Here is a 24,266-nt window from a genome sequence, read left to right on the forward strand (position 1 = left end):
ATTTGCCGCGCGCGTCTGAGAGCACCTTGTGGCCCAGGTAGATGCCGCCGCGGGCTGCGTGTCGACAGCTGTCTGCAGCGACAGGCGTCGACAGCTGTCGGCTCGTACTCCGAGCAGCCGATGTCGCAGGCCAGCGCCGGTGGCTGCCTCCGACTCGGTCGGCGAAGCGCAGCGGAGCTGGACTCGCGAGTTGTCTGCTCGTGCCTGGCGCGGAGTGCCGCCGGCCAGCGGGTGCTGGGGCGGCGGAGCGGTGCAGCTTGTCGCTAGCTGGGCAGGCGACAAGCTGCAATCGTTGCCAGGTGACGAGGGCCTGGGGCGAGGTGTTGCCCGATCTCATCGCGGATGAGGCCGCTGGGGGATCGGGGGCCGGGTCCGGCGGCAGGGCCGGACCCGGGTGGGTCGGGGTGGTTCACCCGGCGGCCGTCAGGCGGACTTCCTGTGTTCGGCGAGTACTACGTTGTCCCGCTCGGATTCCGTGGTCCCACCCCAGACGCCGTACGGCTCTCCGACGGAGAGGGCGTGCTGACGGCATTCGGGCTGGACCGGGCAGGTACCGCAGAGCGACTTGGCCACCATCTCGCGAGCGCGTTTGCGAACGCCACGCTCCGATTCGGGGGAGAAGAACAGCTCCGGGTTGACGTCGCGGCACGCAGACTGCGACTGCCAGTCCCACAGATCCATGAGCGGGCGGGGTAGGCGAGGCATCCCTCTCGACATGGCAACCTCCTATGACTCACCGTGAGCGCGGACGGGCGCTCGGTGAAAACTATGCTCAACTCATGCGCAGTTCAACCCTTGTTGTCCCGAAACTCCGTCGAGTTGTTATCCGCGAGCGCCCAGTTCCTCCGTTTCGGGACGTCGAGCGGGCATCATGAACGCCGTGCCGACCACCTCCGAGACCCTCACCGTCGGGGCCGCCGCGCGCCGTCTCGGAATCGCCGCGCCGACCTTGCGGAGCTGGGAGCGCCGGTACGGATTGAGCCCAAGTGCCAGGTCAGCGGGCGGTCACCGGCGCTACAGCCCGGAGGATCTGGCCCGGCTCCGGGCGATGCTGCGGCTGGTCGACCAGGGCGTTCCGACGGCCGAGGCGGCGGCCGCGGTTCGTGACCGGATCTACTCCGCCCAATCACCCACTGTGACATCCGCCACTTCCGTTGCCGAGGGCACCCTGGAGCGGTCACATGCAGTGCCCAAGCCTCTGCCGGTACGCCGATCAGCCCGGTCTCGCACGGACGGTCCGGGCAAACTGGCCGACCTGTTCGAGTTGGCGAACGCGATGGACGGCGACCGGCTCACCCATGAGGTCGCGCGCAGTCTGGACAAGTCCGGTGCGGTCGAGGCCTGGACCAGCCGGCTGATGCCGTTGCTGGTGGACGTGGGCAACCAGTGGGAGCGGACCGGCGCCTGCGTCGAGGTGGAGCACCTGGCCTCGGATGCTGTCGCCGGCGGGCTCAGGTACCACACCCGCCGTGCACTCGAGCGCCTCAAGCCCGACGACAGCGAGCGGGCGGTGGTACTGGCCTGTCTCGAGCGGGAGGACCACGCGTTGCCGCTGCTGGCGGTGGCGGCTGCACTGGCCGAGCGCGGCATCAGGGTGCGGACTCTGGGTGCAGCGACCCCGGTCAACTCGCTGTCTGACGCTGTACGCCGGATCCGCCCGGCAGCCGTCTTCATCTGGTCGAGTGCGCCCGCGACGGCCGACCGGGACGCCCTGCGCAGCCTGGCGCGCACCAGGCCGTCGTACCAGCTAGTGGTCGGCGGACCCGGCTGGGAGACGCTGGGCAAGCCCGACGGCTGGGTGAGCTCCCTAGCCGAGGCGGTCACCGCCCTGGTGACAGCGGTACGCCCCTAGCCCTCGTACCGGAAGTACACATGCCCGCCGTGCTCAACGCCGCGTTCCCCGGTCAGCGCACGGATGACCATCGCGTGCGTGATCGCCAGCACCGGCCCGTCCGTGCTCGCCGTATGCCGGGCCAGCGCCTCCCGAGCCCGTGCCCGTACTACGGACAGCGGCTCCCACGCCCGGCGGATCCCCTCCGGCCACTCGCCGTCGTACTCGTCCAGCTCCGCCTCAGCCGCCCGTACGTCGGCCACCCCTCGCCACAAGCCGCTGCTGTCCGGCAGCCAGTCGCGGAGGTCGTAGTCGACCCGTACTCCGAGCGCCAACCGGTGCCCGATGATCGCGGCACTGTGCAGCGCGCGGGTGAACGGGGAGCTGACGAGGTACGTGGCACCGATGCCACTCAGGAGGTCCGCGACCGCCTCGGCCCGCTTGGCCCCCTCTGGGGTCAGCGGAGCGGCGTCAGCGGCCATTCCGGGCCAGCCACGGCTATCCACCGGCGCATAGTCCGGCTGGCCGTGCCGAACCAGGTAGATCTGGGTCACGGGAACCTTCTACCTCAGATGTCGGGCCCCCGCCCAGCCTCTGGCGCGGCTCGGCGGAAGCGCGGAAGGATCGGACAGCGAACTCGGCGGCCGCACGTTGTGCTGCCCCCCGAACAAATGCTCCAGCTCAACCTCAGCTGGTTCGGGCCAGCCGTCGGCGTCCGCGGGGGAGTCCTCACCCTCGAGCCAGCGGACCTCGGTCGCACCCTGGTGGCCGTGGACGGCCAGTACCGACTCCAGGTCGGGCCAGACGGCCGTCGCCGGGTTCGTACCGCGCCAGCGCAGCGCCACCGACCCGTCGGTGAACACACATCCCTCGGCGACCACGCCGGTACCGGACACCCCGCTGAGGTCGCGATAGCGGACCAGTTCGAAAGTCCGCGGCCTCACCGCCCGGCCCTGCCGTGGCGCATCAGCAACCCCAAACCCCCGAGCGGACCTGCCACCGTGCTTGCACCCCTTTGAGATCAGTCCTCAGTGAAGTCCTCAACCTGTTGCGACCCTCAACGACCCACGCCCACCCCCGGTTACACCGCGAAAATCCCCCGTCTCACCCAGTGACACCTTCCGTCTCGATCTCCCGTCGCATGAAGATCCGTTCCGCCGGGTCCAGCCCCATCGCGGTCTCCTCCCGCTGGATCTCCGCCAGCCCCGGGGTGATCTCCACCAACTCCCGGAACCCCAGCCGCGCGTAGTACGGCCCGTTGAACGCGACATTCCGAAACGTACTGAGCGTCAACGCAGCCAAACCCTGCTCAGCACCCCACCGCTCAACCGCCGAGATCAGCAGCCGCCCGATGCCCTGCCGCCCATGCGCGGGATGAACGCTCACCTGCTCGATATGCGCGCAGCCGTCAACCAGCTTCACCAGCACAAAGCCGACCGCCTGACCAGACAAGTCCGCGGTCCACGCCAGCCCGGCCCGCTGGTACGCCGCGAACGCCTCGAGCGACGGCGGCGGATGCTCGGCGACGTCCGTCATCCCGATCTCGTGGAACAGCACGCCGGCTGCCTTCTCGATCGAGCGGAGCAGGGGGAGTTCGTCCACCCGGGAGAGGCGGATAGTGGTGGAGGTCATGGCCAGAGGCAACCATGACGGCCGGCCCGGTGCCACTCGATTGCGGTGGGTGATATCGTCGGCGACGTGAAGCGTTGCTATTGGCGATTTTTTGAGTGGCCGGCTGTGGTGCCGGGCAGCTCAGCCGATCGCTGACGCCTGACCAAGAACCACCAGCCGGCTCTCGAGGCAAGGACACTCGTCCTTGCCTTTTCTCATTCCCAGCCGGCGCTGACCTCGGGATCACCGCGGAGTACCGGCGGAAAGGTCCCCACCATGAACACCCTCCCGCAGCAGGCCCAGCAAGGCGCAGTCGTCGACAGACGGATCGAGAAGACCGTCCCGTTGATCACCCCGCTCGCCCTGCACGAAGAGTTGCCGCTGACCCAGCAGCTCGCCGAGACCGTCGTCGCCGGCCGCCAAGCCGTCACCGACGTCCTCAACGGCACGGACGACCGCCTGCTCGTTGTCGTCGGCCCCTGTTCCGTGCACGACGCGAAGGCCGCGCTCGAGTACGCCGAACGCCTCGCCCCGATCGCCGAGCGACTCTCCGACGGCCTGCTCGTGGTGATGCGCGTGTACTTCGAGAAGCCCCGCTCAACCCTCGGCTGGAAAGGCCTGATCAACGACCCCGGCCTCGACGGCTCCGGCGATGTGAACACCGGCCTGCGCACCGCCCGCGCGTTGCTGCTCGAAGTACTGGCCAAGGGCCTGCCGGTCGGTTGTGAGTTCCTCGACCCGATCACCCCGCAGTACATCGCGGACACCGTCGGGTGGGGCGCGATCGGCGCGCGGACCGTCGAGAGCCAGGTGCACCGGCAGCTGTCGTCCGGCCTGTCGATGCCGATCGGGATGAAGAACCGCCCCGACGGCAGCATCGCGACCGCGGTCGACGCGATCAAGGCGGCCGCCGTCCCGCACGTCTTCACCGGTATCGACCACGACGGCGCACCCGCGATCCTGCACACCCGCGGCAACCCCGACTGCCACCTCGTACTCCGCGGCTCCGACGCCGGCCCCAACTACGACGCCGACTCGGTCGCCGGTGCCACCGAACTGCTGCAGAAGGCCGGCCTGGCCGAACGCGTCGTCGTCGACGCCAGCCACGGCAACAGCCGCAAGGACCACCACCGGCAGCCGATCGTCGCGGCCGAGATCGGTCAGCAGGTCGCCGACGGGAACAAGGCGATCGTCGGCGTGATGCTGGAGTCGTTCCTGGTCGAGGGACGCCAAGAGCTCGACCCGACGAAGCCGCTCGTCTACGGACAGTCGATCACCGACGCGTGCATGAGCTGGGAAACGACCGAGACCGTGCTGGAGGGCTTGCGCGACGCCGCGATCAAGCGTCGTACGGGCGCGTGAACTTCTGAAGAAGGAACGCTCCGGGGCATCCCCGGACGGCTAGGTCCTGACCTACTGTCCGGGGCATGACTGAGATTTCCCGCCGCACTGTTCTCGGCTCCGCGGCCGGTGGGGTAGCGCTCTCGCTGCTCCCGCCGTCGCTGCACGCGGCGATGGCGCAGCCCATTCGCCCCGGTGGTCTCGACGCGATCGAGCACGTGATCGTGCTGATGCAGGAGAACCGCTCCTTCGACCACTACTTCGGCATGCTGCGCGGTGTCCGCGGGTACGGCGACCGCCTGCCCCTGCGGCTGCGCAACGGCAAGACGGTCTTCCACCAGCCGGTGACCGGTGGCGGCGAGGTGCTGCCGTTCTCGATCCGCAAGGCGGCCGCCGACGCCGGCCGGAACCCGGACGACATCCAGTACCTCGGCGCCCTCGCGCACGGCTACACCGACGCGACCCAGGCCTGGGGCAACGGCTGGAACGACGACTGGGTGCAGGCCAAGACCGCGGCGACGATGACGCACTACGACCGTCGCGACATCCCGCTGCAGTACGAGCTGGCCGAGACCTTCACCATCCTCGACGCGTACCACTGCTCGGTGAACGGCTCCACCAACCCGAACCGCAACTACCTCTGGTCCGGTACGACCGGCTACGAGCCCGGTACTACGCAACGAGCCGTCACCAACGCGGCGTACTCCTACGACCACAAGGGCTACGACTGGACGGCGTACCCGGAGCGGCTCGAAGCGGCCGGCGTGTCCTGGCAGATCTACCAGGAGTGGGACAACTTCACCGACAACGCCGTCGAGTACTTCAAGACGTTCAAGGAACTCGGCCACCGGATCCTCGCCGACGTGCCGGGCTACCGGACCACCGAGGAGTTCTACGACAAGCTCTTCGAGAAGAACCCGGCCGAGCAGGCGGCCGCGCTCAAGCTGCTCGCCGACGCGGTCGCGAAGCAGCCCGAGGCCGACCAGAAGCTGTTCTTCAAGGCGATGCACCGCAGCGAGCCCGAGTCGCTCGTACCGCGCGTGCGCGCCGACATCAAGGCCGGCACGCTGCCCGCCGTCAGCTGGCTCGTCCCGTCGGCGGTCGACTCCGAGCACCCCGGATCGTCCACGCCGGTCGGCAGCGCGAACCTCGTCTACGACCTGCTCGACGCGATCGCCTCGGACCCGGAGACCTGGTCCAAGACCGTGCTGCTGATCAACTTCGACGAGAACGACGGGTACTTCGACCACGTACCGCCGCCCGTCGCACCGCGACCCGTGTCGGGCGAGGGCGACGACTGGTACGCCGGCCGCCCGATCGGCCTCGGCCCGCGAGTCCCGATGACGGTCATCTCGCCCTGGTCTGTCGGCGGCCACGTGAACTCGCAGGTGTCCGACCACACATCGGTGATCCAGTTCCTCGAGAAGTGGACCGGCGTCAAGGAACCGAACATCAGCTCCTGGCGGCGAACAGCCTGTGGCGACCTCACCTCGGCCTTCGACTTCAAGCGCTCGCACAAGCAGCCGACGACGGACGCGCCCGGTCCGGTGCCGGCTCCCATCTCCCGCTGGAAGCCGACGCCGCCGGTGAACCAGGCGCTTCCGGTACAGGAGCCCGGCCGTCGCCCGGCTCGCGCATTGCCTTACCAGCCGACGGTTTCCGGCTTTGTTGCGAAGGGCAAGCTTAAGTTGGCCCTGGGCAACGATGGTGACAAGGCCGCGCACTTCGCGATCTACCCGTACGGCGGTGAGCTGCCCGCGCCGGCCCATCTCGACGTCGCGGGTGAGTTCGAGCAGGACCTCGCGGTCAGCGGTCCGTACGAACTCGCCGTCCAGGGTCCGAACCGGTTCTGGGCCGAGCTGGCCGGTACCTCCGATGGCGCCGCGGCCGGTCTCGACGTACGGATCAGCGTGTACCGAGGCGAGCTGCACGTCGAGCTGGAGAACACCGGCACGAAGCCGCTCACCGTCAAGCTCAAGGCCCGCGGCTACGGCAGCCGGACGATCAACCAGGACGTCCGCGGCAAACAAACCCGCAAACTCACCTGGCCGACCGACCACGGCTGGTACGACGTCGAGCTCACCACCACCGAAGACCCGACCTACCGCCGGCGTTTGAGCGGCCACCTCGAAACCGGCGCTCCGAGCATCACCGGCTGAGCGGTAGTCGTACTGCGGGAGGGAGTGGCGTCGCGACCGGGCTTGCCTGGAACGACTGCAAGATCAAAGCGGCGAACCGCCGCGACGCCGCAACCCTCAACTGTGGTGACTCTGCCCGGATGCCCTCGTTCGCCATCAGCGCGAGGGCGACATCCTCCAGCACGAGATCCTTGCGCAAGCGGCCGGCCTTCTTGGCGCGCCGGATCAACTCGAGCAGCAGCTTCAGTGAGCGATCGCGTTCGGCGGCGAAGCCCTCGGTATGCGGGAGCTGTGAGGTGAAGGCGCGAGCGAACCCGCGGTCGAGCGCATGCATCGCCATCACCTTCTCGATCACCAGACTGAATCCCTGCCACGGATCCTCGGCCGCCAGACCTTCCTCGACGACCTGCGAGCACAACTCCACCTGCTCGGCGAAGGCTGCGGTCAGCAAGTCCTCCTTGGTCTGGAAGTGCCGATAGACAGTCGCGACGCCAACCTCGGCCCGTCGCGCGATCTCCCGGATCGGTACGTCGAGACCGTCGGCGGCAAAGGCGATTCGGGCCACCACCAGGATGCGGTCCCGGTTGTCGCGGGCGTCCGAGCGGAGCTTCGTTCCCACTTGTGCCATCACTTCTCTCACTTTAGCCAAACGGACGGGGTGCTCCGTTACGTTCGGCGACATGAGAGCAATCGAGTTCAGCGAATACGGTCCGCCCAGCGTTCTTCGCGTCGCCGAGGTGGCTGAGCCACAAGCCGGTACGGGGGAGATCCGGATCGCAGTCCGGGCATCCGGAGTCTCGCCCGGGGAGACGTACATCCGCTCCGGCAGGCTGCGCGAGCTGGTACCGATCACCTTCCCGTACCGGACCGGGTTCGACGCGGCCGGTGTGGTGGATCAGGTTGGCGCGGGCGTCACCGGCGTACGGGTTGGTGATGAGGTCTTCGGGATGACGAGCATGACCGGGCGGTCAGCCAATGCCGACTTCGCAGTACTGGCTGAGTGGGCGGCCAAGCCGCCCGCCTGGAGTTGGGAGGAAGCCGGGGGAGCGGCGGGCAGCGTCGAGACCAGCACCCGGGTGCTTGACCTGTTGGGCGTCAGTTCCGGGCAGACGGTACTTGTCCAAGGCGCGGCTGGAGCGGTGGGAACGGTCGCCGTGCAACTGGCCGCCGCTCGGGGTGCGAGGGTGATCGGGACGGCCAGTGAGCGCAACCATGAACTCCTGCGGTCATTGGGCGCTGAGCCGACGACGTACGGGGACGGGCTGATCGAGCGGGTTGCCGAATTTGCGCCTGGCGGGGTCGATGCGGTGTTCGACTGCGCGGGTGGTGCGCTGCCTGAGCTCATCGCGATTGCCGGTGATCCAGCGAAGGTGGTGACGATCGCGGACTTCGGGGCGGCGGCGCACGGCGTACACATGTCGCACAGTGCGCCGGCTGACGAGACGGGGTCATCGTTGGGAGCGGCCGCGGACTCGCTCGCCGTGCACGGTCTCGAGGTGGCGGTGAAGCTTGTTGCCGAGGGCAAGTTGCAGGTTCCGGTCGCTGCCGCGTTCCCGCTCGCAGAGGTCGCCGCCGCGCACGAGCTGAGCGAGACCCGGCACGCCCGCGGCAAGATCGTCTTGCTGCACTGAGGATCAGGCGGCCGGCGGGCAGCCGCAGGAGTCGCGGTGCATGATCTCCGCCGGGAGGCGGACCGTCTGAGGCGGCGCCTCGCTGTCTGTCATCCGGCGGAGCAGGAGCTGGACCGCGCGGGCGCCGATCGCCGCCGACGGCTGGGCGATCGCAGTCATCCCAGGGCTGAACAGGTCGGCCCACGCGAAGTCATCGAAGTGCACCATGGCAAGGTCGCGAGGCACCTTGATGCCGGCTGCTTTGAAGGTGGCCATCGCGCCGATGGTCATGTCGTTGTTCGCGGCAAAGATCGCGGTCGGCGGCTCGGCCAGGTCGAGCAGTGCGAGCGCGGCGCGGCGGCCGCCTTCGCTGGTTGACGCGCCGTCGACGATCAGGTCGGGATCGACGGGGAGGTCGGCGCGATGGTGAGCCAGCCGGAAACCGCGCAGCCGCTCGGCACTTGTTGCCAGGCCGGCGATACCGGCGATCATTCCGATCCGGGTATGACCCACCGAGATCAGGTGGTCGATCACCGCCGCGGTCGACGCCTCGTTCTCGACGCCGACCTGGTCGGCGCGCAGGTCGGGGTCGATCCGGTCGACGATGACGTACGGGACCGGGTGGTCGCGGAGCAGCGGCAGGGTGAGGTCGCGCCAACCGTCGGCGGGCGCGATCACCAGGCCTTCGATGTGGTGGGCAAGCAGGTTGGCGACGGCGGCCGCTTCGTGCCGGGCGTCGTCGCGGGTGTCGACGATGAGCAGGTTCAGGCCGGCCCGGGTCGCCTCGCCGTCGATGCCCTGGACGAGATCGACCCAGTACGGATTCGAGGCGGCGGTCAGGGCCAGGCCGATCGTCTGGTTCGAGCCGGCCGCCAGCGAGCGCGCGATCGGGCGGTGCTCGTAGCCGAGCAGCAGCATCGCGTGCAGCACCTTCTCCCGGGTCGCGGCGGCGACCAGCCGGGTGCCGTTGACGACATGCGAGACCGTGCTCACCGATACGCCGGCGCTGCGGGCGACCTCGGTCATCGTGACCATCCGTCGAATGGTCGTCGCTCACCGTGCTTTGCGCAACCTTTTGCGCAAAGGCTGCGGGAGCATACTTTGGGCGTGGACAACACGGCAGCTGGTGAGTACCCGAGCTTTCCCTACCCGGCGACGAACTATCAGGAGGAAAACCGCGGGCAGTTCCACTTCAGCTCGCGCAGTGGCTGGATGAACGACGTGAACGCGCCGCTGTACTACCGCGGCGTCTACCACCTCTACTACCAGCACGCCCCGAACAGTCTCGTCTGGGACACCATGCACTGGGGTCACGCGACGAGCACCGACCTGGTGCACTGGCAGCAACGGCCGATCGCCCTCGACCCGAGCGTCCATCCCGGCGACCTCTGGTCCGGTGGCGGCGTCGTTGACACCGGCAACGTCACCGGTCTGAAGAGCGACGACGACGATCCGATCCTTGTGTTCTCGGGGACGAACGGCGTCCAGGTCTTCTACAGCCTCGACGGCGGCAACACCTTCAAGACGTTTGCCGACGGCAAGAAGGTGGCGAAGCCGAACGCCCAGACCAGCCGCGACCCGAAGGTCTTCTGGGACCCGGTCGCCAAGCACTGGGGCATGGTCGTCTGGTCCGACGAGGGCGGCAACGGCGCCGATTTCTACACCTCGTCGAACCTGCTCGACTGGACCTTCGGCTCCCGGTACCAGGCCGATTGGCTGTTCGAGTGCCCCGACATGGTCCGGATGCCACTCGACGGCGGCTACAAGTGGGTACTGAGCGCTGCCGGCGGCGAGTACGTCGTCGGCGACTTCGACGGCACGACCTTCCACCCGCTCTCGCGGACGCAGCAGAAGGTCAACCAGACCGATACCCACGCCGGCGGCCCGTACTACGCGGCTCTGACCTTCGCCAACCTGCCGGTCAAGGACCGCGTGGTCTCGATGGCGTGGCAGGGCGAGAACTTCGGCACGATCTGGACCGGCAACGCGACCTTCCCGGTCGACCAGCGGCTGAAGCAGACCGCTGACGGGCCGCGCGTCGTGAGCACCCCGATCCCCGAGATCGCGACCATCCGGACCGCGACCCGGACGTGGCAGGACCGCACCCTCGACGGCGCGAGCGCGAAGCAACTCCTCACTGACGTGAAGGCCGACACGTACGAGCTGGAGGCGACGATCGACGGACAGGACGCGAAGCGGTTCGGCTTCCGCCTGAAGTCCGGCCGCGAGGTCGGGTACGACGCCGAGGCTCAAACGCTTGACGGTGCCGCGCTGAGATCCGAGCAGGGCAAGGTCAAACTCAGGCTGCTCGTCGACCGCGGCCAACTGGAGGTCTTCGGCAACGACGGCGAGGTGTACCAGAGCTACAACGGCAACTTCGACGGCAACGACCTCGAGTTCTTCGTCGACGGCACGGTGAAGCTCGAGTCGCTCCAGCTCCATCACCTCGGTTCGATCTGGACCTAACCTCTGGTAGTCGAACGCAAGATACGCAAGGGTGGGGAGTGTTCGGGGCGATATCTGGGGAGGGATCGTTCGCGTGGATGTGCTTGCTGTGCCTGAGGACGAGTTGGATGATCTGCGGACGCGACTGCGGCGGACGCGATGGGGGACGAGTTGGCCGGGGACCGGGTGGGAGGCCGGGACCGACGGCGGTGAGCTCCGCAGGCTGGTGGACTACTGGGCAACCGGTTTCGACTGGCGCAAGCAAGAGGCCGCGATCAATGCGCTGCCTTCGTACTTCGCTGACCTGGACGGCGTGCCGGTGCACTACCTCCGGTACGACGGTGAGCACCCGGGTGCGCTGCCGATCGTGTTGACGCACGGCTGGCCGAGCTCCGTACTCGAGCTGACCGAGCTGGCGCATCGGCTCGCCACGCCCTCGCAGTACGGAGGTACGGCGGTGGACTCGTTCACCGTGATCGTGCCGTCGTTGCCCGGGTTCGCGTTCTCGCCGCAGCGGCCTTCGTTGCCGCCGGCAACTTCGACGCACGAACTGTGGCATCGATTGATGCACGACGAACTGGGCTTCGAACGGTACGCCGCGCACGGTGGCGATCTCGGCGCCGGGATCAGCGCGTTGCTCGGCCAGACCTATCCCGAGTCGGTCGTCGGCATCCACGTGCTCGCCGTCGCGAATCCGGCCGGCTACGACCCGGACGAGGTGACGCCGGAGGAGCAGACCTATCTCGACTCCGAGGCCGAGTGGTACGCCGAGGAGGGCGGCTACGAGCACCAGCAGATGACCCGGCCGCTCACGCTGAGCGCCGGGCTGTCCGACTCGCCTGCCGGACTACTCGCGTGGCTGCTGGAGAAGTACCGGGCGTGGACCGATTGCGACGGCGAGCTCAGCACCCGCTTCACCGACGACTTCGTGCTGACCCAGGCGTCGCTGTACTGGTTCACGAACTCGATCGGGACGTCGTTCCGCCCGTACTACGAGTTCCACCGCGGCCAGCGTGAGCGGGTGACCTCGGTGACGGTGCCGACCGCGATCGCCGTCTTCCCGGAGGATCTCGTCCGCCCGCCGCGCAGTTGGGCGGCTCGGACGTACAACGTCACCAGGTACACGGCGATGCCGCGCGGCGGTCATTTCGCTGCCTGGGAGGAGCCCGATCTGCTGGCCGACGACCTGATGGCCTTCTTCCACAACCTCCGCTGACGGCGACGATCAGCGCGCGATGGGAGCGGTCCGGGCCGAGGTGAGCTTGATCAGGTCGGCGGGGGAGAGGCCCAGGTCGAGGCCTCTTCGCCCGCCGGAGACGTAGACGGTCTCGTGGTCGGTCGCGCTCGCGTCGACGACCGTCGGCAGCGGCCGCTTCTGGCCGATCGGGCTGATGCCGCCGACGACGTACCCGGTGATCCGCTCTGCGGCGGCCGGGTCGGCCATCGCCGCCTTCTTGCCGTTGAGCGCGGCGGCGACCGCCTTCAGATCCAGTTGCTTGTCGACCGGTACGACGCCGACCGACAGCTTGCCGTCGACCTCGACGAGCAGCGTCTTGAACACCTGCTCCGGCTGCAGCCCGAGCGCCTCCGCGGCCTCCAGCCCGTACGACTTGGCGGCCGGATCGTGCTCGTACGAATGCGTCGTGAACGTCATGCCGGCCTTCGTCAGCGCGACCGTCGCGGGCGTGCCCTGACCACTCTTGCTCTTTGCCACGGTGGCAGCCTACGACTTCCGGGCCGGCATCAGGCGCACGCAGCAGTGGGCGGGTTGGGGCTCGAGGACGGCCTGCAAGCCGGTACCGCCGAGGCCGTCGAGCAATCCGCCGAGCAGGTGCAGGGTCATGTTGCAGACGAGGCCGGTGTGCTCCTTGGCCAGCGCCTTGAACGGGCAGTTGGCGAGGTCGAAGGCGGCGCCGTTGCGTCGCGGCTCGAACCCGTGCGCCTGCAGTACCTCGGCCAGCGGCGTACCGGGGTGAGCGCGGCCGGCGGATTCGCCGTACTCGCGGGCTCGTCGCTCGAGTGCCTGCTTCGGAGAGCCGCCGGAGGTCTCAGCGTCCTCCAATGCGGATGCCAGGAGCTGCCCGGCTACGTCGTACTGGCGCTCCGGGAAGGAGACCCCGATCTCCCGATCCGAGCGGCGGTAGAGCTTGGCCGGTCGTCCCGCGCCGGGTCCGGTACGGCCTGTACGCCGCTCGAAGACGACCGTCAGCAGGCCTTCCTCGACGAGCTTGTCGAGATGGAAGGCGGCCGTGGTCCGCGGTACTCCGAGCGCCGCGGCGGCCTCCTCGCGACTGACCGGAGCCGGCTCGGCGACGACGTGGTCGTAGAGCCGTCGTCGGGTCGGTTCGTCGAGCGCGGCGACCGCCTGGATGCTCGCGTCCGTCGGCTGGTCCACGGGATGATTCTATCGCCAACTCCCGTTGACGAAATAGTAGGCTGGCTTTTAAGGTCAGTCGTTCTCACTGCAGGAGGCGCCAAGTGACATCGATTCGTACAGAGCTCGATCCCGCCGGGCTCGACGAGCCGGCGGCAGTCCTGCGACCCGTGCCGTTGCACGTCGTCGGCGGGCGGCCGGAGATCGATCTGGACGCGGCCGAGCGTGCGGTCGCCGACCTGCTGGTGGCGCTCGGGCGGGACCCGCACAGCGCCCACCTGGCGGAGACGCCGCGGCGGGTGGCGAACGCGTACGCCGAGATGCTGACGCCGCGTGAGTTCGAGCTGACGACGTTCCCGAACGACGAGGGGTACGACGAGCTGGTACTCGCCCGGAACATCCCGGTGCAGTCGCTGTGCGAGCACCACATGCTGCCGTTCCAGGGGGTGGCCCACGTCGGGTACCTGCCGGGGGAGCGGATCCTGGGGCTGTCCAAGCTGGCGCGCGTCGTGGAGTTGTTCGCGCGTGACCTGCAGGTGCAGGAGCGGCTGACCAAGCAGGTCGCCGACTGGCTGCAGGACCAGCTCGCGCCCAAGGGGGTGGGCGTCGTGATCGAGGCCGAGCACCAGTGCATGTCGTTGCGTGGTGTGCGCGCGATCGGGTCCAAGACGGTCACGTCGGCGCTGCACGGCATGCTCCGCGACAGCCCCAGCTCACGCCAGGAGTTCTTCGCGCTGACCGGGATCTCGTCGGCCACCTGAGTTTCGGGGGGCGCGGCGTACCGGCGTACGGGTCAGGCTGAGGCCACCGCCTGGTGGTGCGTGTGGCGGCCGGTCGCCAGGATGTGCGCGACCTCCCCGGGCAGCAGGTCGGTGCCGGGGACCGGTTCCATCTCGGAGACGTCGAGCCAGCGGACGACGGTCGCGCCGCAGTGGCCGTGGACGGCGAGGATGGAGTCGAGGTCGGGCCAGACTGCGGTGGACGGGTTCTGGCCGTGCCAGCGCAGCGCCACCGATCCGTCGGTGAAGACGCAGCCTTCGGCGACCGTTCCGGTGCCGGAGACACCGCTGATATCGGCGTACCTGACGAGTTCGAACGTCTGGGGTTTCACCGGCGGACCTCGTCGGTCCGTGCTGGCCGCTGACTGGTACTGGGTCTGAAACTGGGACGGCTTGAGGGAGTTGCCATGGTCCTTTCCCCGGTGTCGGCGTGGTTCAGGGCAGTTTCGCCACAAACCGGGGACCGGTACGGACTGTCAGCGGGGAAGGACGGTCTGTAGCGACTCATCTACTGCAAATCAAGGTAGAACCAACCGCCCGGACGCGCCAGTGGTCAGCGGGCGTGTCTCATTCTTCGATCCTGATTCCTCAACAAACCAGGCGATTGATGGCCGTCGGGCGTGATCGAATACGGAAGTGTTCCTGACCATCGCCACGCGTTCCTCGGTGCCTGACGTCCCCGCGACCGATCTCGGATTCCTGTTGCACAAGAATCCGGCGCGACCTCAGTCGGTCGAGGTCGCCGGCGGGACGGCGCACGTGCTCTACCCGGAGGCGACGGCGGAACGCTGCACCGCGGCGGTACTGCTGGAAGTCGACCCGATCGGCCTGGTCCGCTCCGGCCGCGGCCGGCCTTCGGAGGGTTTCACCCTCGGCCAGTACGTGAACGACCGCCCGTATGCCGCCTCCAGCCTGCTCGCCGTCGCTCTCGGCAAACTCTTCCGCACCGCCATGAACGGCCGCTGCGACGCCCGCCCGGCCCTGGCAGCCACCGCGGTCCCCCTGGAAATCCACATCCCCGCCCTCCCTTGCCGCGGAGGGCCCACTCTGGCGACCCGCTTCTTCGAGCCCCTCGGCTGGACGGTAGACGCCCGCCCCATTCCCCTGGACCCAGAAATCCCATCCTGGGGCGACTCCCGCTACGTAGACCTCCGTCTAACCGGCACCCTCCGCCTGGCAGACGCCCTGAACCACCTGTACGTCCTCATGCCGGTCCTGGACGACGCCAAGCACTACTGGGTAGACACCGAAGAGATCGACAAACTAATCCGAGCCGGCGATGGCTGGCTCGCCGCCCACCCCGACAAAGACCTGATCTCCCACCGCTACCTAGCCCACCGCCGCAACCTCACCGACACAGCTCTCGACCGCCTGACGGAGGCCGAAGGTGACCTCCTCGAAGACGAGCCGGCCACCGAGGTCGGCGATGACCTGCCCGGCCCCGCCACTTCCGCGCCCCACGTGTCGTCTGGCGGCGGCTCTGCCTCCTCCTCGCCGTCGCTTGCCGCGCAGCGGCGGGCGACGGTGCTCGAAGTGCTGCGCGAGATTGGTGGGCACCGCGTGGGCGATCTCGGCTGTGGGGAGGGCGTTCTGGTTGCCGAGCTGCTCAAGGACGGGCGGTATGACTTGGTGGTGGCGACGGATGTGTCGTCGCGGGCGCTTGCGCAGGCTGAGAAGCGGCTGCATGTGCGGGAGATGTCGGAGCGGCAGCGGGAGCGGTTGCGGTTGTTTCAGTCGTCGGTGACTTATGCGGATGGGCGGCTGAGTGGGCTGGATGCTGCTGTGCTGATGGAGGTGGTCGAGCACGTGGATCCGCCTCGGCTGCCGGCGTTGGCGAAGGCTGTTTTCGGGGCCGCGAAGCCCGGTGCGGTGGTGGTGACCACGCCTAATTCGGAGTACAACGTGCGGTTCGAGGCGCTCAAGGCCGGAGGGTTCCGGCATGCGGATCACCGGTTCGAGTGGACCCGGCAGGAGTTTCGCGAGTGGGCTGAGGGTGTGTGTGCGACGTACGGGTATCTAGTTGAGTTTCGGCCGGTGGGGCCGGTCGACCACGAGGTCGGCGCGCCTACCCAGCTGGCGATCTTCAGGAAGGGGGAGGTGTGATGGCGACTATCGGCGTACCAGCGTTGAGTTTGGTGGTGCTGGTCGGGGCTAGTGGGTCGGGCAAGTCGACGTTTGCGCGCAAGCACTTCCTCGGCACCGAGGTGATCTCGAGTGATGTGTGTCGCGGGCTGGTGTCGGACGACGAGAACGATCAGGCGGCGACCAAGGACGCGTTCGCAGTGCTGCATTTCATCGCGGGCAAGAGACTCGCGGCGGGCAGGCTGACGGTGATCGACGCGACCAACGTTCAGCCCGACGCGCGCAAGGAGCTGGTCGCGCTCGCGAAAGAGTACGACGTGTTGCCGGTGGCAATCGTTCTCGATCCGCCCGAGGCAGTCTGTGTCGCGCGCAACGAGCTGCGTCCGGACCGGCAGTTCGGCAAGCAGGTCGTCGTCCGCCAGCGGTCGCAGCTCCGGCGCCGCCTGAAAAGCCTTAAACGCGAGGGCTTCCGGACCGTCCACACGCTATCGACCGTCGAGGAGATCGATGCCGTCAGCATCGAACGTACGAGACTCTTCAACGATCTCAAAGACCAGACCGGCCCGTTCGACATCGTCGGCGACATCCACGGCTGCCGCGCCGAGCTCGAGCAACTGCTCACCGCCCTCGGCTACACGATCACCCGCGACGCCGAGGGTCGCCCAACAGACGCGCACCACCCGCAACGACGCGCGATCTTCGTCGGCGACCTGGTCGACCGCGGCCCGGACACCCCCGGCGTACTCCGCCTGGTCATGGGAATGGTCAACAAAGGCAACGCGTACTGCGTGACCGGCAACCACGAGGCCAAGCTGCTCCGCTCGATGCAGGGCAAGAAGGTCCGCATCAACCACGGCCTCGCCGAGTCGCTGGAGCAGTTGGCCGAAGAGTCCGACGAGTTCCGCGCCGAGGTCGCCACCTTCATGGACGGCCTCATCTCGCACTACGTCTTCGACAGCGGCAACCTGGTCGTCTCGCACGCCGGCCTGGTCGAGCGGATGCACGGCAGAACCTCAGGTCGTGTCCGTTCCTTCTGCCTGTACGGCGAAACGACCGGCGAGACCGACGAGTTCGGCCTGCCGATCCGCTACCCGTGGGCCAACGAATACCGCGGTCGCGCGATGGTCGTCTACGGCCACACGCCGACCCCGGAGCCGGAGTGGATCAACAACACGATCTGCCTCGACACCGGCGCCGTCTTCGGAGGCTCGCTGACCGCCCTGCGTTACCCCGAGCGCGAACTCGTCCAAATCCAGGCTGCCGAGCAGTACTACAAGCCGGCGAAGCCACTGCACGTCCCGGCCGCCCCCGAGCGCGAGCCGGACGTCCTCGACATCACGGACGTCGTCGGCCGGCGCGTGATCGAGACCCAGACGCACGGCCGGATCAGCGTCCGCGCCGAGCAGGCCGGTGCCGCGCTCGAGGTGATGAGCCGGTTCGCGATCGACCCGCGTCTCCTCCTGTACCTGCCGCCGACGATGAGCCCGGTCGCGACCTCACCGGTACCAGGTCTGCTGGAGCACCCGGCGCAGGCGTTCGAGGCCTACAAGGGTCAGGGCGTCACCGAGTTGGTGTGCGAGGAGAAGCACAGGGGCTCGCGTGCCGTCGTCCTGCTGACCCGGGACGACGACGTCGCCGAGAAGCGTTTCGGCCTCGCCGGTCGCGGCGCCGTACACACCCGCACCGGCCGCTCGTTCTTCGACGCGATCCTGACGGACGACCTGCTACTCCGGCTGCGCAAGGTCGCCGAAGAGGCCGGCCTGTTCGAGGAGCTGGACACCTCGTGGTTGCTGCTCGATGCCGAGCTCCTGCCGTGGAGTGCGAAGGCCGGCGAGCTCCTGCGCAACCAGTACGCCGCTGTCGGCGCGGCCGCTCGAGCTTCGTTGCCAGCAGCAACGGCTGCACTCGAAGCGGCCGCCACGGCAGGGCTTGACGTGGGGGAGATGCTCGACCGGACAAAGCGTCGTACTGCGAACGCGGATCGCTTCACCGAGGCCTATCGCCGGTACTGCTGGCCGACCGAGGGACTCGACGGGGTCCGGCTGGCGCCGTTCCAGCTGCTCGCCTCCGAAGGAGCGACGTACCAGGAGAAGCCGCACGCCTGGCACCTCGCCCTGGCCGACCGGATGGTTGCCGCAGGCCCCTCTCTCGTCACGCCGACCCGACGGCTCTACGTCGACCTCGAGTCGTGGGACGCCGGGATCTCGTGGTGGGAGGAGCTGACCGGCGCCGGTGGCGAGGGGATGGTGGTGAAGCCCGCGGCCAACCTCGTCCGTACTCCGAAAGGCCTCGCGCAACCCGGGTTGAAGGTCCGCGGCCAGGAGTATCTCCGGATCATCTACGGCCCCGACTACACCGAGCCGGAGAACTTCAGCCGGCTCCGCGATCGCAAGCTCGGCCACAAGCGCTCGCTCGCACTCCGCGAGTACGCCGTCGGCCTGGAGGCGCTGGAACGAGCCGCCCGGGGTGAGCCGCTTTGGCGCATCCACGAATGCGTCTTCGCTGTACTGGCCCTCGAATCAGAACCGGTAGACCCTCGGCTCTAGCGCCCGCGTAAGCACTAGAGCCGAGGGAGTCAACCGGCGAGCAACCCGTGGAGGGCGGCCGACGAGATCTTGTCGGCCTCCTCCAGGGTCAGCTCCGCGTGGTCGGTCATCAGCCGGAAGATGAGCGGACCGAACAGCACATCGGTCGCCGTCTCCGCGCTGATCCCCGGCTTCACCTCGCCACGATCGAGTGCGCGTCGCCAAAGCTCGGCCACGGCCTCCCGTCGCTTGTCCAGGAAGTACTCCCGGAAGTACGGCGAGGCGGCCGGGTCGGCGACCGATGCCGCGAGCAACTGAGCGAAGATCGTCCCCTGCGGCCCGGCGTAGAACGCGCTGACCCGCCGAACCTGCTCGGCCAGATCGTCGGCTGCGTTCCCCTTGTCAGGAAGGGGAATCGCCGCCGCCATCTGCTTGCCGAAGGCCTCGGCCGCGATCGCCGTCCGGCACGGCCAATGTTTGTAGATCGTCGCCTTGCTCACCCCGGAGCGGGCGCTGATCGCATCAACCGTTGCGGCCGGCAACCCACCTTCTTCGAGTAACTCGGTGGTTGCCGTGAGCACCGAATCCATCGCCCGCAGACTGCGCGGGTGCGACGACTGCTCAGGCATCGTCGTGATCGCTCACTTGATCGCGTCTGTCAGGCGGGCGAACTCGTCCTCCGTCAGCTCTAGCTTCGCCGCGGCGACGTTGTCCTCGAGGTGGGCGACCGATGAGGTGCCGGGGATCGGCAGGACGACGGGGGAGCGCTTGAGCAGCCAGGCCAGGGCGAGCTGCGACGGGCTCGCCTGGTGCTGCTTGGCGATCGCGTCGAGCGGGCCGCCGGCCTTGGCGAGTTCACCGGTCGCGAGCGGGAACCACGGGATGAAGGCGAGGTTGTTCTTCTCGGCGTACTCGAGAACGTCCTCGTCGTCGCGCTGGCTGAGGTTGTACAGGTTCTGCACCGAGACGATCGTCGCGGTCTTGGCCGCTTCCTCGAGCTCGGCGACGCTGACCTGGGACAGGCCGATGTGCCGGATCTTGCCCTCGGACTGCAGGTTGGCGAGCTCGCCGAGCTGGTCCGCGACCGGGACCTCGGGGTCGATCCGGTGCAGCTGGAGCAGGTCGATCCGCTCGAGGCCGAGGTGGCGCAGGCTCAGCTCGACGGCCTGGCGCAGGTACGCCGGCCGGCCGACGGGCGACCAGGCGCCGGGACCCTGACGGGTGAATCCGGCCTTGGTGGCGATCACCAGGTCGTCGGCGTACGGGTGCAGTGCCTTCTTGAGCAGGAGGTCCGCGGTGAACGGGCCGTACGCGTCGGCGGTGTCGATGAAGTTGACGCCGAGCTCGACGGCGCGGCGTAGTACCCGGACCGCCTCGTCGGGATCGCGCGACTCGCCCCAGACCCCGGGGCCAGGGAGCTGCATGGTGCCGTATCCGAGCCGGCGCACGGTGAGGTCGCCGCCGATCGTGAACTCACCGGATGCCGCTGCGACTGCTTCGGTCATGATCAAATCTCCTAAGTGAACTGAACGTACAGTTCACTTTAGGGCGCGATCAGGCTCACGCAAGGCCGCAGCAGGCGCGGACCTCAGCCGAGTTTGAGGGTGCTGGCTGCGGTGCTGGAGGCTTCTGAGCCGTACGCCGACGCGAGGCGCTCGAGGAAGACCGTCTGGTCGAGGCTGTACTCCTGGGTGCCGACTGTCTCGAGGACGGTGGTGGCCAGGGTGCAGCCGATCTGGGCGGCGGCTTCGTGGTCGAGGCCGGCCGCGCGACCGGTCAGGTAGCCGGCGCGGAAGGCATCGCCGCCACCGGTCGGGTCGACGAGTCCGGGCGCAGGTACGGCCGGGATCTTCGCCAGGATGCCGCCGGCGTTCTCGATGACGACGCCGTCGCCGCCATGCGTGGTGACTCGGACTCCCACCCGGGACAGGATCTCGTCGTGGCTCCAGCCGGTCTTCTGGACCATCAAGCCGGACTCGTACTCATTGCTGAACAGGTACGTCGCGCCGTCGACCAGTTCGCGGATCTGCTCGCCGTCCATCCGGGCCAGCTGCTGCGAGGGGTCGGCGGCGACGTCGATCCCGTTGGCCTTGGCGAGCGCGGTGTGCCGCAGCATGCCGTCCGGGTCGTCGGCGCCGATCAGGACCAGGTCGATCCCACCTGTCGACGCGTGGATCGCGGCCAGGTCGATCTCCCGGGACTCTGCCATCGCGCCGGTGTAGAAGGACGCGATCTGGTTGGCGTCGAGGTCCGTAGTACAGGTGAAGCGGGCGGTGTGCACGTTGTCGCAGATCCGTACGTGCGAGATGTCCACGCCGGCCTTGACCAGCGCTTCGCCGTACTCCGTGAAGTCCGCTCCGACCGAGCCGACGAGCAGCGACCCCTGGCCGAGCTGGGCCATCCCGTAGCAGATGTTGGCGGCGACCCCACCGCGGTGCACGACCAGCTCATCGACCAGGAAGGACAGCGAGACCTTGTGCATCTGCTCTTCGAGGAACTGATCCTTGAAGCGCCCGGGGAACGTCATCAGGATGTCGGTCGCGATCGATCCGGCGACGGCGATGCGCATACGGGGGTCTCCTCGGAGGGGTGGTGTCGAGCGGCTGGGCAACCCGATAGAGACTACAGCCGGGCGCTATTGCCGAGATCACGACGACAGTCAGGATGGCGGGTTTCGATGGGTAGTCAGGTACAGGTCACCGACGAGCTGCACGAGTACATGGTCGCGCACGGAATGCCGCTGGACGAGGTGGCGAGCGATCTGGTCGCCGAGACCCAGGCACTGGGCGGCGTCTCCGAGATGCTGACCACCGCTGACCAGGCGGCGCTGCTGACGACGCTGACCCGGCTGGTGGGCGCCCGCCGCGCGGTCGAGATCGGTACCTTCACCGGGTTCTCCGCGCTGGCGATCTCCCGCGGGCTGCCGGCCGACGGCGAGCTGATCTGCCTCGACGTGAGCGACGAGTGGACCTCGATCGGGCGCCGGTACTGGGAGCGGGCCGGGGTCGCGGACAAGATCGACCTGCGGATCGGCGACGCGCACGACTCGGCGGCCAAGCTCGAGGGCGAGTTCGACCTGGCCTTCGTGGACGCCGAGAAGCCGGGCTACATCGACTACTTCGAGCAGCTCGTACCGAAGATCCGGCCGAACGGGCTGCTGCTGTTCGACAACACGCTGGCCGGCGGCCGGGTGGTCGGCGAGCACGCGGACGACCCGGTCGACCGCAAGGAGTTCAACGCGCACATCGCCGCGGACCAGCGGGTCGACGTGGTCATGCTCGGCATCGGCGACGGCCTGACCCTGGTCCGGAAGCGGTGACGAAGGCCGCACCCCGGTTGGCCGTCAAGGGCCTTCGGCACCTGTACGCCGAACGCCCGGTGATCGAGGACCTCACCTTCACGCTCCGAGCCGGCCGGGCGATCGCCCTGGTCGGCCCCAACGGCGCGGGCAAGACGACCGTACTCAAGTGCATCGTCGGCTCCGCCGAGCCGGCCGCGGGTCAGATCCTGCTGGACGGGTCGCCGATCGACGAGCGCGCTGAGATCGTCCGTCGCGACGTCGCCTCGCTGCTCGACGACCTCGACTTCTTCCCGGACCTGACCGCCGCCGAGCACCTGGACCTGCTGGCCCGCGCGCACGGCAACGGGACGCCGGAGGACCTGGTCGACACGGTTCTGGATGATGTCGGCCTGCTTGGCGCCGCGGACCAGTTGCCTGGCTCGCTCTCGTCGGGTCAGCGGCGGCGGCTCGCGCTGGCCACGGCGCTGGTCCGGCCGCGGAAGCTGCTGGTGCTCGACGAGCCCGAGGCCCGGCTGGACTCGGAAGGCGTCGCCTGGCTCGCTGAAATGCTGCTGGCGGAGAAGAAGCGCGGTACGTCGATCCTGTTCGCCAGTCACGACGCGGCGCTGGTGGACGCCGTCGCCGACGAGACCGTCACGCTCACCCCGCTCGCATGAGCACGGCGGACGGCCCGGTCGTCTTCGACCCGGCGGACTTCGGGGCGATCCCGTCGTCGCGGTCGTTGCGCGCGTGGATGCGGAAGGTCCGGCGCGGCAAGGCGGATCGTACGGTCTGGCAGCAGCTCGAGGACATCTACGTGATCGTCTTCGCCATCGCCATGCTCGGCGCGACCGGCGGCAACGTACTGGTCAACCTCAACGACAAATCAGCGGCCTGTACGTCGGGCTCGTGCTCCTGGCTGCTCGACACAGTCCCGTACATCCTGGTGCCGCTGCTCGTCTCCTCGATGTTGCGGGCGCTACTGAGCATCGGGCCGGTCTCGGCGTCTCGGGCCACTGCCTTTTGGCTGCTGGCGACACCAGTCGACCGGGGGTCGCTGCTGCGACCGTCGTACCGGCTGGTGATCATCGTGGCGGCCGTAGTCGGCGCGCTGGCATCTGCTGTGGGCTGGGCGCTCTTCGGGGCCGCTTGGTCGACTGTGGCCGAGGCGGCACTGCTGACGACGGTTCTGCTGCTCTTCACGACCTGTGCGACGGTGTGGGCGCAGCAGACGGCTGGGCGCTCGCGCTGGGCGTTGCGGATTGCTGACGGGCTGCTGGTTGTCGCGGCAGTGCCTGCGTTGCTGCTGGCGTTCCGACAGGAGCAGCCGAGCCAGACGGCCGGCGTCGCCATCCTGGGCTTCGACGATGTGAAGGACTCCACGCTGTCTGGCGCACCTTGGCTGTTGGTGGCTGGGTTGGCTGCGCTGCTGGTCGCGGCGGTGCTGATCTTCTTCACCAGCCGGACGCTTGGCCGACTCGATCGGCGGACAGCTGTCGCCGGGGGAGACCTGCTGGCTGGGCTTGCGGGTGCTGCGATCACGCTGGACGTCAGCTTGCTTGCTGATGTGGTTGCTGGTCGCCACTGGCGGTTGAAGGGACGTCTGCGGTCGCGGCGCGGGCGTGGGGCCAATGCGGTCGCGATGATCCACCGGGAGTTCCTGCGGGTACTGCGGTGGCCGCGGCGGCTGGTGATCGCCTTTGCTCTGCTGGTGGTTCCTTATGCGGTCGCTGGTACCGGGTACGACGTACTGGTGCCCATTGCAGCGGGTCTGGCCGGCTTCGGCGCTGTACGGCCGCTGATGGATGGCCTGCGGTCGGTTTGCCGCTCCATCGGGCTCGTCAGAGCGCTCGGCTTCGAGCTGCGCGAGTTGCGGGTGATCATGTCGGTGGTACCGGGTGCCTTTGCTGTCATCTGGGCGACCCTCGCCGAGCCTGCCCTGGGGAGCCCCTCGGTGGCGTTCGCGGTCGCGGCCGGGATGCTCACGGGTGCTGTCCGCCAGGCTTCGGCGCGGCCTCCGTCGTACAGCGGGCCCTTGGTTGCCTCCCCGATGGGCGCCATCCCGCCTGGCCTCTTCTCCACTCCGATGCGTGGCTTCGATCTGCTGCTGATCTGCCTGGCGCCCGTGCTGCTCGGCCTGAGTAGTACGTGGATCTTCGTGATCCCGGCGATCATCCTGATGCTGCTCTTCGCGATCCCGCCGAAACAGAACTGAGCGCTCAGCGTGCTTTGCGATTACTGGCGTGCACA

24 protein-coding genes are annotated in these 24,266 nt (G+C 68.3%); 12 read left to right on the top strand and 12 right to left on the bottom strand.

Annotated features, from left to right (window positions below; genetic code table 11):
- Window positions 1-423 precede the first annotated feature (423 nt).
- On the bottom strand, window positions 424-717 hold the full coding sequence (locus tag OHA70_RS26340; protein WP_083933465.1) for a WhiB family transcriptional regulator: 294 nt from the start codon (window positions 715-717) through the stop codon (window positions 424-426).
- Window positions 718-880: 163 nt separating this feature from the next.
- Here OHA70_RS26340 and OHA70_RS26345 point away from each other — a divergent pair, with 163 nt between their 5' ends.
- Complete coding sequence (locus tag OHA70_RS26345; RefSeq protein ID WP_328322195.1) at window positions 881-1,852, top strand: MerR family transcriptional regulator; 972 nt, start codon at window positions 881-883, stop codon at window positions 1,850-1,852.
- Here the strand turns inward: OHA70_RS26345 and OHA70_RS26350 are convergent.
- From OHA70_RS26350 to OHA70_RS26360, 3 genes are all read right to left on the bottom strand, one after another.
- Window positions 1,849-2,385: a histidine phosphatase family protein gene (locus OHA70_RS26350; RefSeq protein ID WP_328322197.1), complete on the bottom strand. Its 537-nt coding sequence runs from the start codon at window positions 2,383-2,385 to the stop codon at window positions 1,849-1,851. The two genes, OHA70_RS26345 and OHA70_RS26350, sit on opposite strands and share 4 nt — an antisense overlap.
- Window positions 2,386-2,394: 9 nt before the next feature.
- Complete coding sequence (locus OHA70_RS26355) at window positions 2,395-2,775, bottom strand: hypothetical protein (RefSeq protein ID WP_328322199.1); 381 nt, start codon at window positions 2,773-2,775, stop codon at window positions 2,395-2,397.
- Window positions 2,776-2,935: 160 nt separating this feature from the next.
- Entirely contained in the window at window positions 2,936-3,463 is a 528-nt protein-coding gene (locus OHA70_RS26360; protein WP_328322201.1) for a GNAT family N-acetyltransferase, read from the bottom strand.
- 255 nt (window positions 3,464-3,718) lie between these two features.
- Here OHA70_RS26360 and OHA70_RS26365 point away from each other — a divergent pair, with 255 nt between their 5' ends.
- Together OHA70_RS26365 and OHA70_RS26370 are read left to right on the top strand one after the other, a co-directional pair.
- The gene (locus tag OHA70_RS26365) at window positions 3,719-4,804 is read left to right on the top strand and encodes a 3-deoxy-7-phosphoheptulonate synthase (RefSeq protein ID WP_328322203.1); all 1,086 of its coding nucleotides are present in this window, start codon (window positions 3,719-3,721) and stop codon (window positions 4,802-4,804) included.
- Window positions 4,805-4,869: 65 nt separating this feature from the next.
- Window positions 4,870-6,942 (top strand): phosphocholine-specific phospholipase C, encoded by a 2,073-nt coding sequence (locus OHA70_RS26370; RefSeq protein WP_328322205.1) that lies wholly within the window; start codon window positions 4,870-4,872, stop codon window positions 6,940-6,942.
- On the opposite strand, the gene OHA70_RS26375 is transcribed toward OHA70_RS26370, so the two are convergent.
- The gene (locus tag OHA70_RS26375) at window positions 6,932-7,549 is read right to left on the bottom strand and encodes a TetR/AcrR family transcriptional regulator (protein ID WP_328335214.1); all 618 of its coding nucleotides are present in this window, start codon (window positions 7,547-7,549) and stop codon (window positions 6,932-6,934) included. The genes OHA70_RS26370 and OHA70_RS26375 overlap by 11 nt on opposite strands.
- A 52-nt stretch (window positions 7,550-7,601) precedes the next feature.
- Between OHA70_RS26375 and OHA70_RS26380 the strand changes: the two genes are divergently transcribed.
- Window positions 7,602-8,552, top strand: coding sequence for an NADP-dependent oxidoreductase (locus OHA70_RS26380; RefSeq protein WP_328322207.1), 951 nt, complete (start codon window positions 7,602-7,604; stop codon window positions 8,550-8,552).
- Window positions 8,553-8,555: 3 nt separating this feature from the next.
- On the opposite strand, the gene OHA70_RS26385 is transcribed toward OHA70_RS26380, so the two are convergent.
- A complete protein-coding gene (locus tag OHA70_RS26385) occupies window positions 8,556-9,566 on the bottom strand; it encodes a LacI family DNA-binding transcriptional regulator (protein WP_328322209.1) in 1,011 nt (336 codons plus the stop codon).
- A 72-nt stretch (window positions 9,567-9,638) separates the two neighbouring features.
- On the opposite strand from OHA70_RS26385, the gene OHA70_RS26390 reads away from it, so the two are divergent.
- Window positions 9,639-10,997, top strand: a complete 1,359-nt coding sequence (locus tag OHA70_RS26390) for a glycoside hydrolase family 32 protein (RefSeq protein ID WP_328322210.1) — start codon at window positions 9,639-9,641, stop codon at window positions 10,995-10,997.
- 73 nt (window positions 10,998-11,070) lie between these two features.
- The gene (locus tag OHA70_RS26395; protein ID WP_328322212.1) at window positions 11,071-12,192 is read left to right on the top strand and encodes an epoxide hydrolase family protein; all 1,122 of its coding nucleotides are present in this window, start codon (window positions 11,071-11,073) and stop codon (window positions 12,190-12,192) included.
- A gap of 9 nt (window positions 12,193-12,201) precedes the next feature.
- On the opposite strand, the gene ybaK is transcribed toward OHA70_RS26395, so the two are convergent.
- Window positions 12,202-12,690 (bottom strand): Cys-tRNA(Pro) deacylase, encoded by a 489-nt coding sequence (gene ybaK, locus OHA70_RS26400; protein WP_328322214.1) that lies wholly within the window; start codon window positions 12,688-12,690, stop codon window positions 12,202-12,204.
- A 9-nt stretch (window positions 12,691-12,699) separates the two neighbouring features.
- The gene (locus tag OHA70_RS26405) at window positions 12,700-13,371 is read right to left on the bottom strand and encodes a helix-turn-helix transcriptional regulator (RefSeq protein ID WP_328322216.1); all 672 of its coding nucleotides are present in this window, start codon (window positions 13,369-13,371) and stop codon (window positions 12,700-12,702) included.
- Between the two features lie 83 nt (window positions 13,372-13,454).
- Between OHA70_RS26405 and folE the strand changes: the two genes are divergently transcribed.
- On the top strand, window positions 13,455-14,111 hold the full coding sequence (gene folE / locus OHA70_RS26410; RefSeq protein WP_442913845.1) for a GTP cyclohydrolase I FolE: 657 nt from the start codon (window positions 13,455-13,457) through the stop codon (window positions 14,109-14,111).
- A gap of 32 nt (window positions 14,112-14,143) precedes the next feature.
- Here folE and OHA70_RS26415 read toward each other — a convergent pair whose 3' ends face one another.
- Window positions 14,144-14,461: a hypothetical protein gene (locus tag OHA70_RS26415; protein WP_328322218.1), complete on the bottom strand. Its 318-nt coding sequence runs from the start codon at window positions 14,459-14,461 to the stop codon at window positions 14,144-14,146.
- 304 nt (window positions 14,462-14,765) lie between these two features.
- Between OHA70_RS26415 and OHA70_RS26420 the strand changes: the two genes are divergently transcribed.
- Both OHA70_RS26420 and OHA70_RS26425 read left to right on the top strand, forming a co-directional pair.
- Window positions 14,766-16,232, top strand: coding sequence for a 3' terminal RNA ribose 2'-O-methyltransferase Hen1 (locus OHA70_RS26420; protein ID WP_328322220.1), 1,467 nt, complete (start codon window positions 14,766-14,768; stop codon window positions 16,230-16,232).
- Window positions 16,232-18,757, top strand: coding sequence for a polynucleotide kinase-phosphatase (locus OHA70_RS26425; protein WP_328322222.1), 2,526 nt, complete (start codon window positions 16,232-16,234; stop codon window positions 18,755-18,757). Before OHA70_RS26420 ends, OHA70_RS26425 begins: the two co-directional genes overlap by 1 nt.
- A 29-nt stretch (window positions 18,758-18,786) precedes the next feature.
- On the opposite strand, the gene OHA70_RS26430 is transcribed toward OHA70_RS26425, so the two are convergent.
- The 3 genes from OHA70_RS26430 to OHA70_RS26440 all read right to left on the bottom strand — a co-directional run bounded on the left by OHA70_RS26430 (window position 18,787) and on the right by OHA70_RS26440 (window position 21,305).
- Window positions 18,787-19,365: a TetR/AcrR family transcriptional regulator gene (locus OHA70_RS26430; RefSeq protein ID WP_328322224.1), complete on the bottom strand. Its 579-nt coding sequence runs from the start codon at window positions 19,363-19,365 to the stop codon at window positions 18,787-18,789.
- Window positions 19,366-19,377: 12 nt separating this feature from the next.
- Window positions 19,378-20,241, bottom strand: a complete 864-nt coding sequence (locus OHA70_RS26435; protein ID WP_328322226.1) for an aldo/keto reductase — start codon at window positions 20,239-20,241, stop codon at window positions 19,378-19,380.
- 83 nt (window positions 20,242-20,324) lie between these two features.
- Window positions 20,325-21,305 (bottom strand): carbohydrate kinase family protein, encoded by a 981-nt coding sequence (locus OHA70_RS26440; RefSeq protein WP_328322228.1) that lies wholly within the window; start codon window positions 21,303-21,305, stop codon window positions 20,325-20,327.
- Window positions 21,306-21,413: 108 nt separating this feature from the next.
- Here OHA70_RS26440 and OHA70_RS26445 point away from each other — a divergent pair, with 108 nt between their 5' ends.
- Genes OHA70_RS26445 through OHA70_RS26455 form a run of 3 tightly spaced genes read left to right on the top strand, consistent with a single transcriptional unit; the run spans window position 21,414 to window position 24,231 of the window.
- Window positions 21,414-22,055, top strand: a complete 642-nt coding sequence (locus OHA70_RS26445) for an O-methyltransferase (protein ID WP_328322230.1) — start codon at window positions 21,414-21,416, stop codon at window positions 22,053-22,055.
- A complete protein-coding gene (locus tag OHA70_RS26450; protein WP_328322232.1) occupies window positions 22,052-22,693 on the top strand; it encodes an ABC transporter ATP-binding protein in 642 nt (213 codons plus the stop codon). Before OHA70_RS26445 ends, OHA70_RS26450 begins: the two co-directional genes overlap by 4 nt.
- Window positions 22,690-24,231 (top strand): DUF6297 family protein, encoded by a 1,542-nt coding sequence (locus OHA70_RS26455; protein WP_328322234.1) that lies wholly within the window; start codon window positions 22,690-22,692, stop codon window positions 24,229-24,231. Before OHA70_RS26450 ends, OHA70_RS26455 begins: the two co-directional genes overlap by 4 nt.
- Window positions 24,232-24,266 lie beyond the last annotated feature (35 nt).

It is taken from the genome of Kribbella sp. NBC_00382, assembly GCF_036067295.1.
In the GTDB taxonomy this organism is placed as follows: Bacteria; Actinomycetota; Actinomycetes; order Propionibacteriales; family Kribbellaceae; genus Kribbella.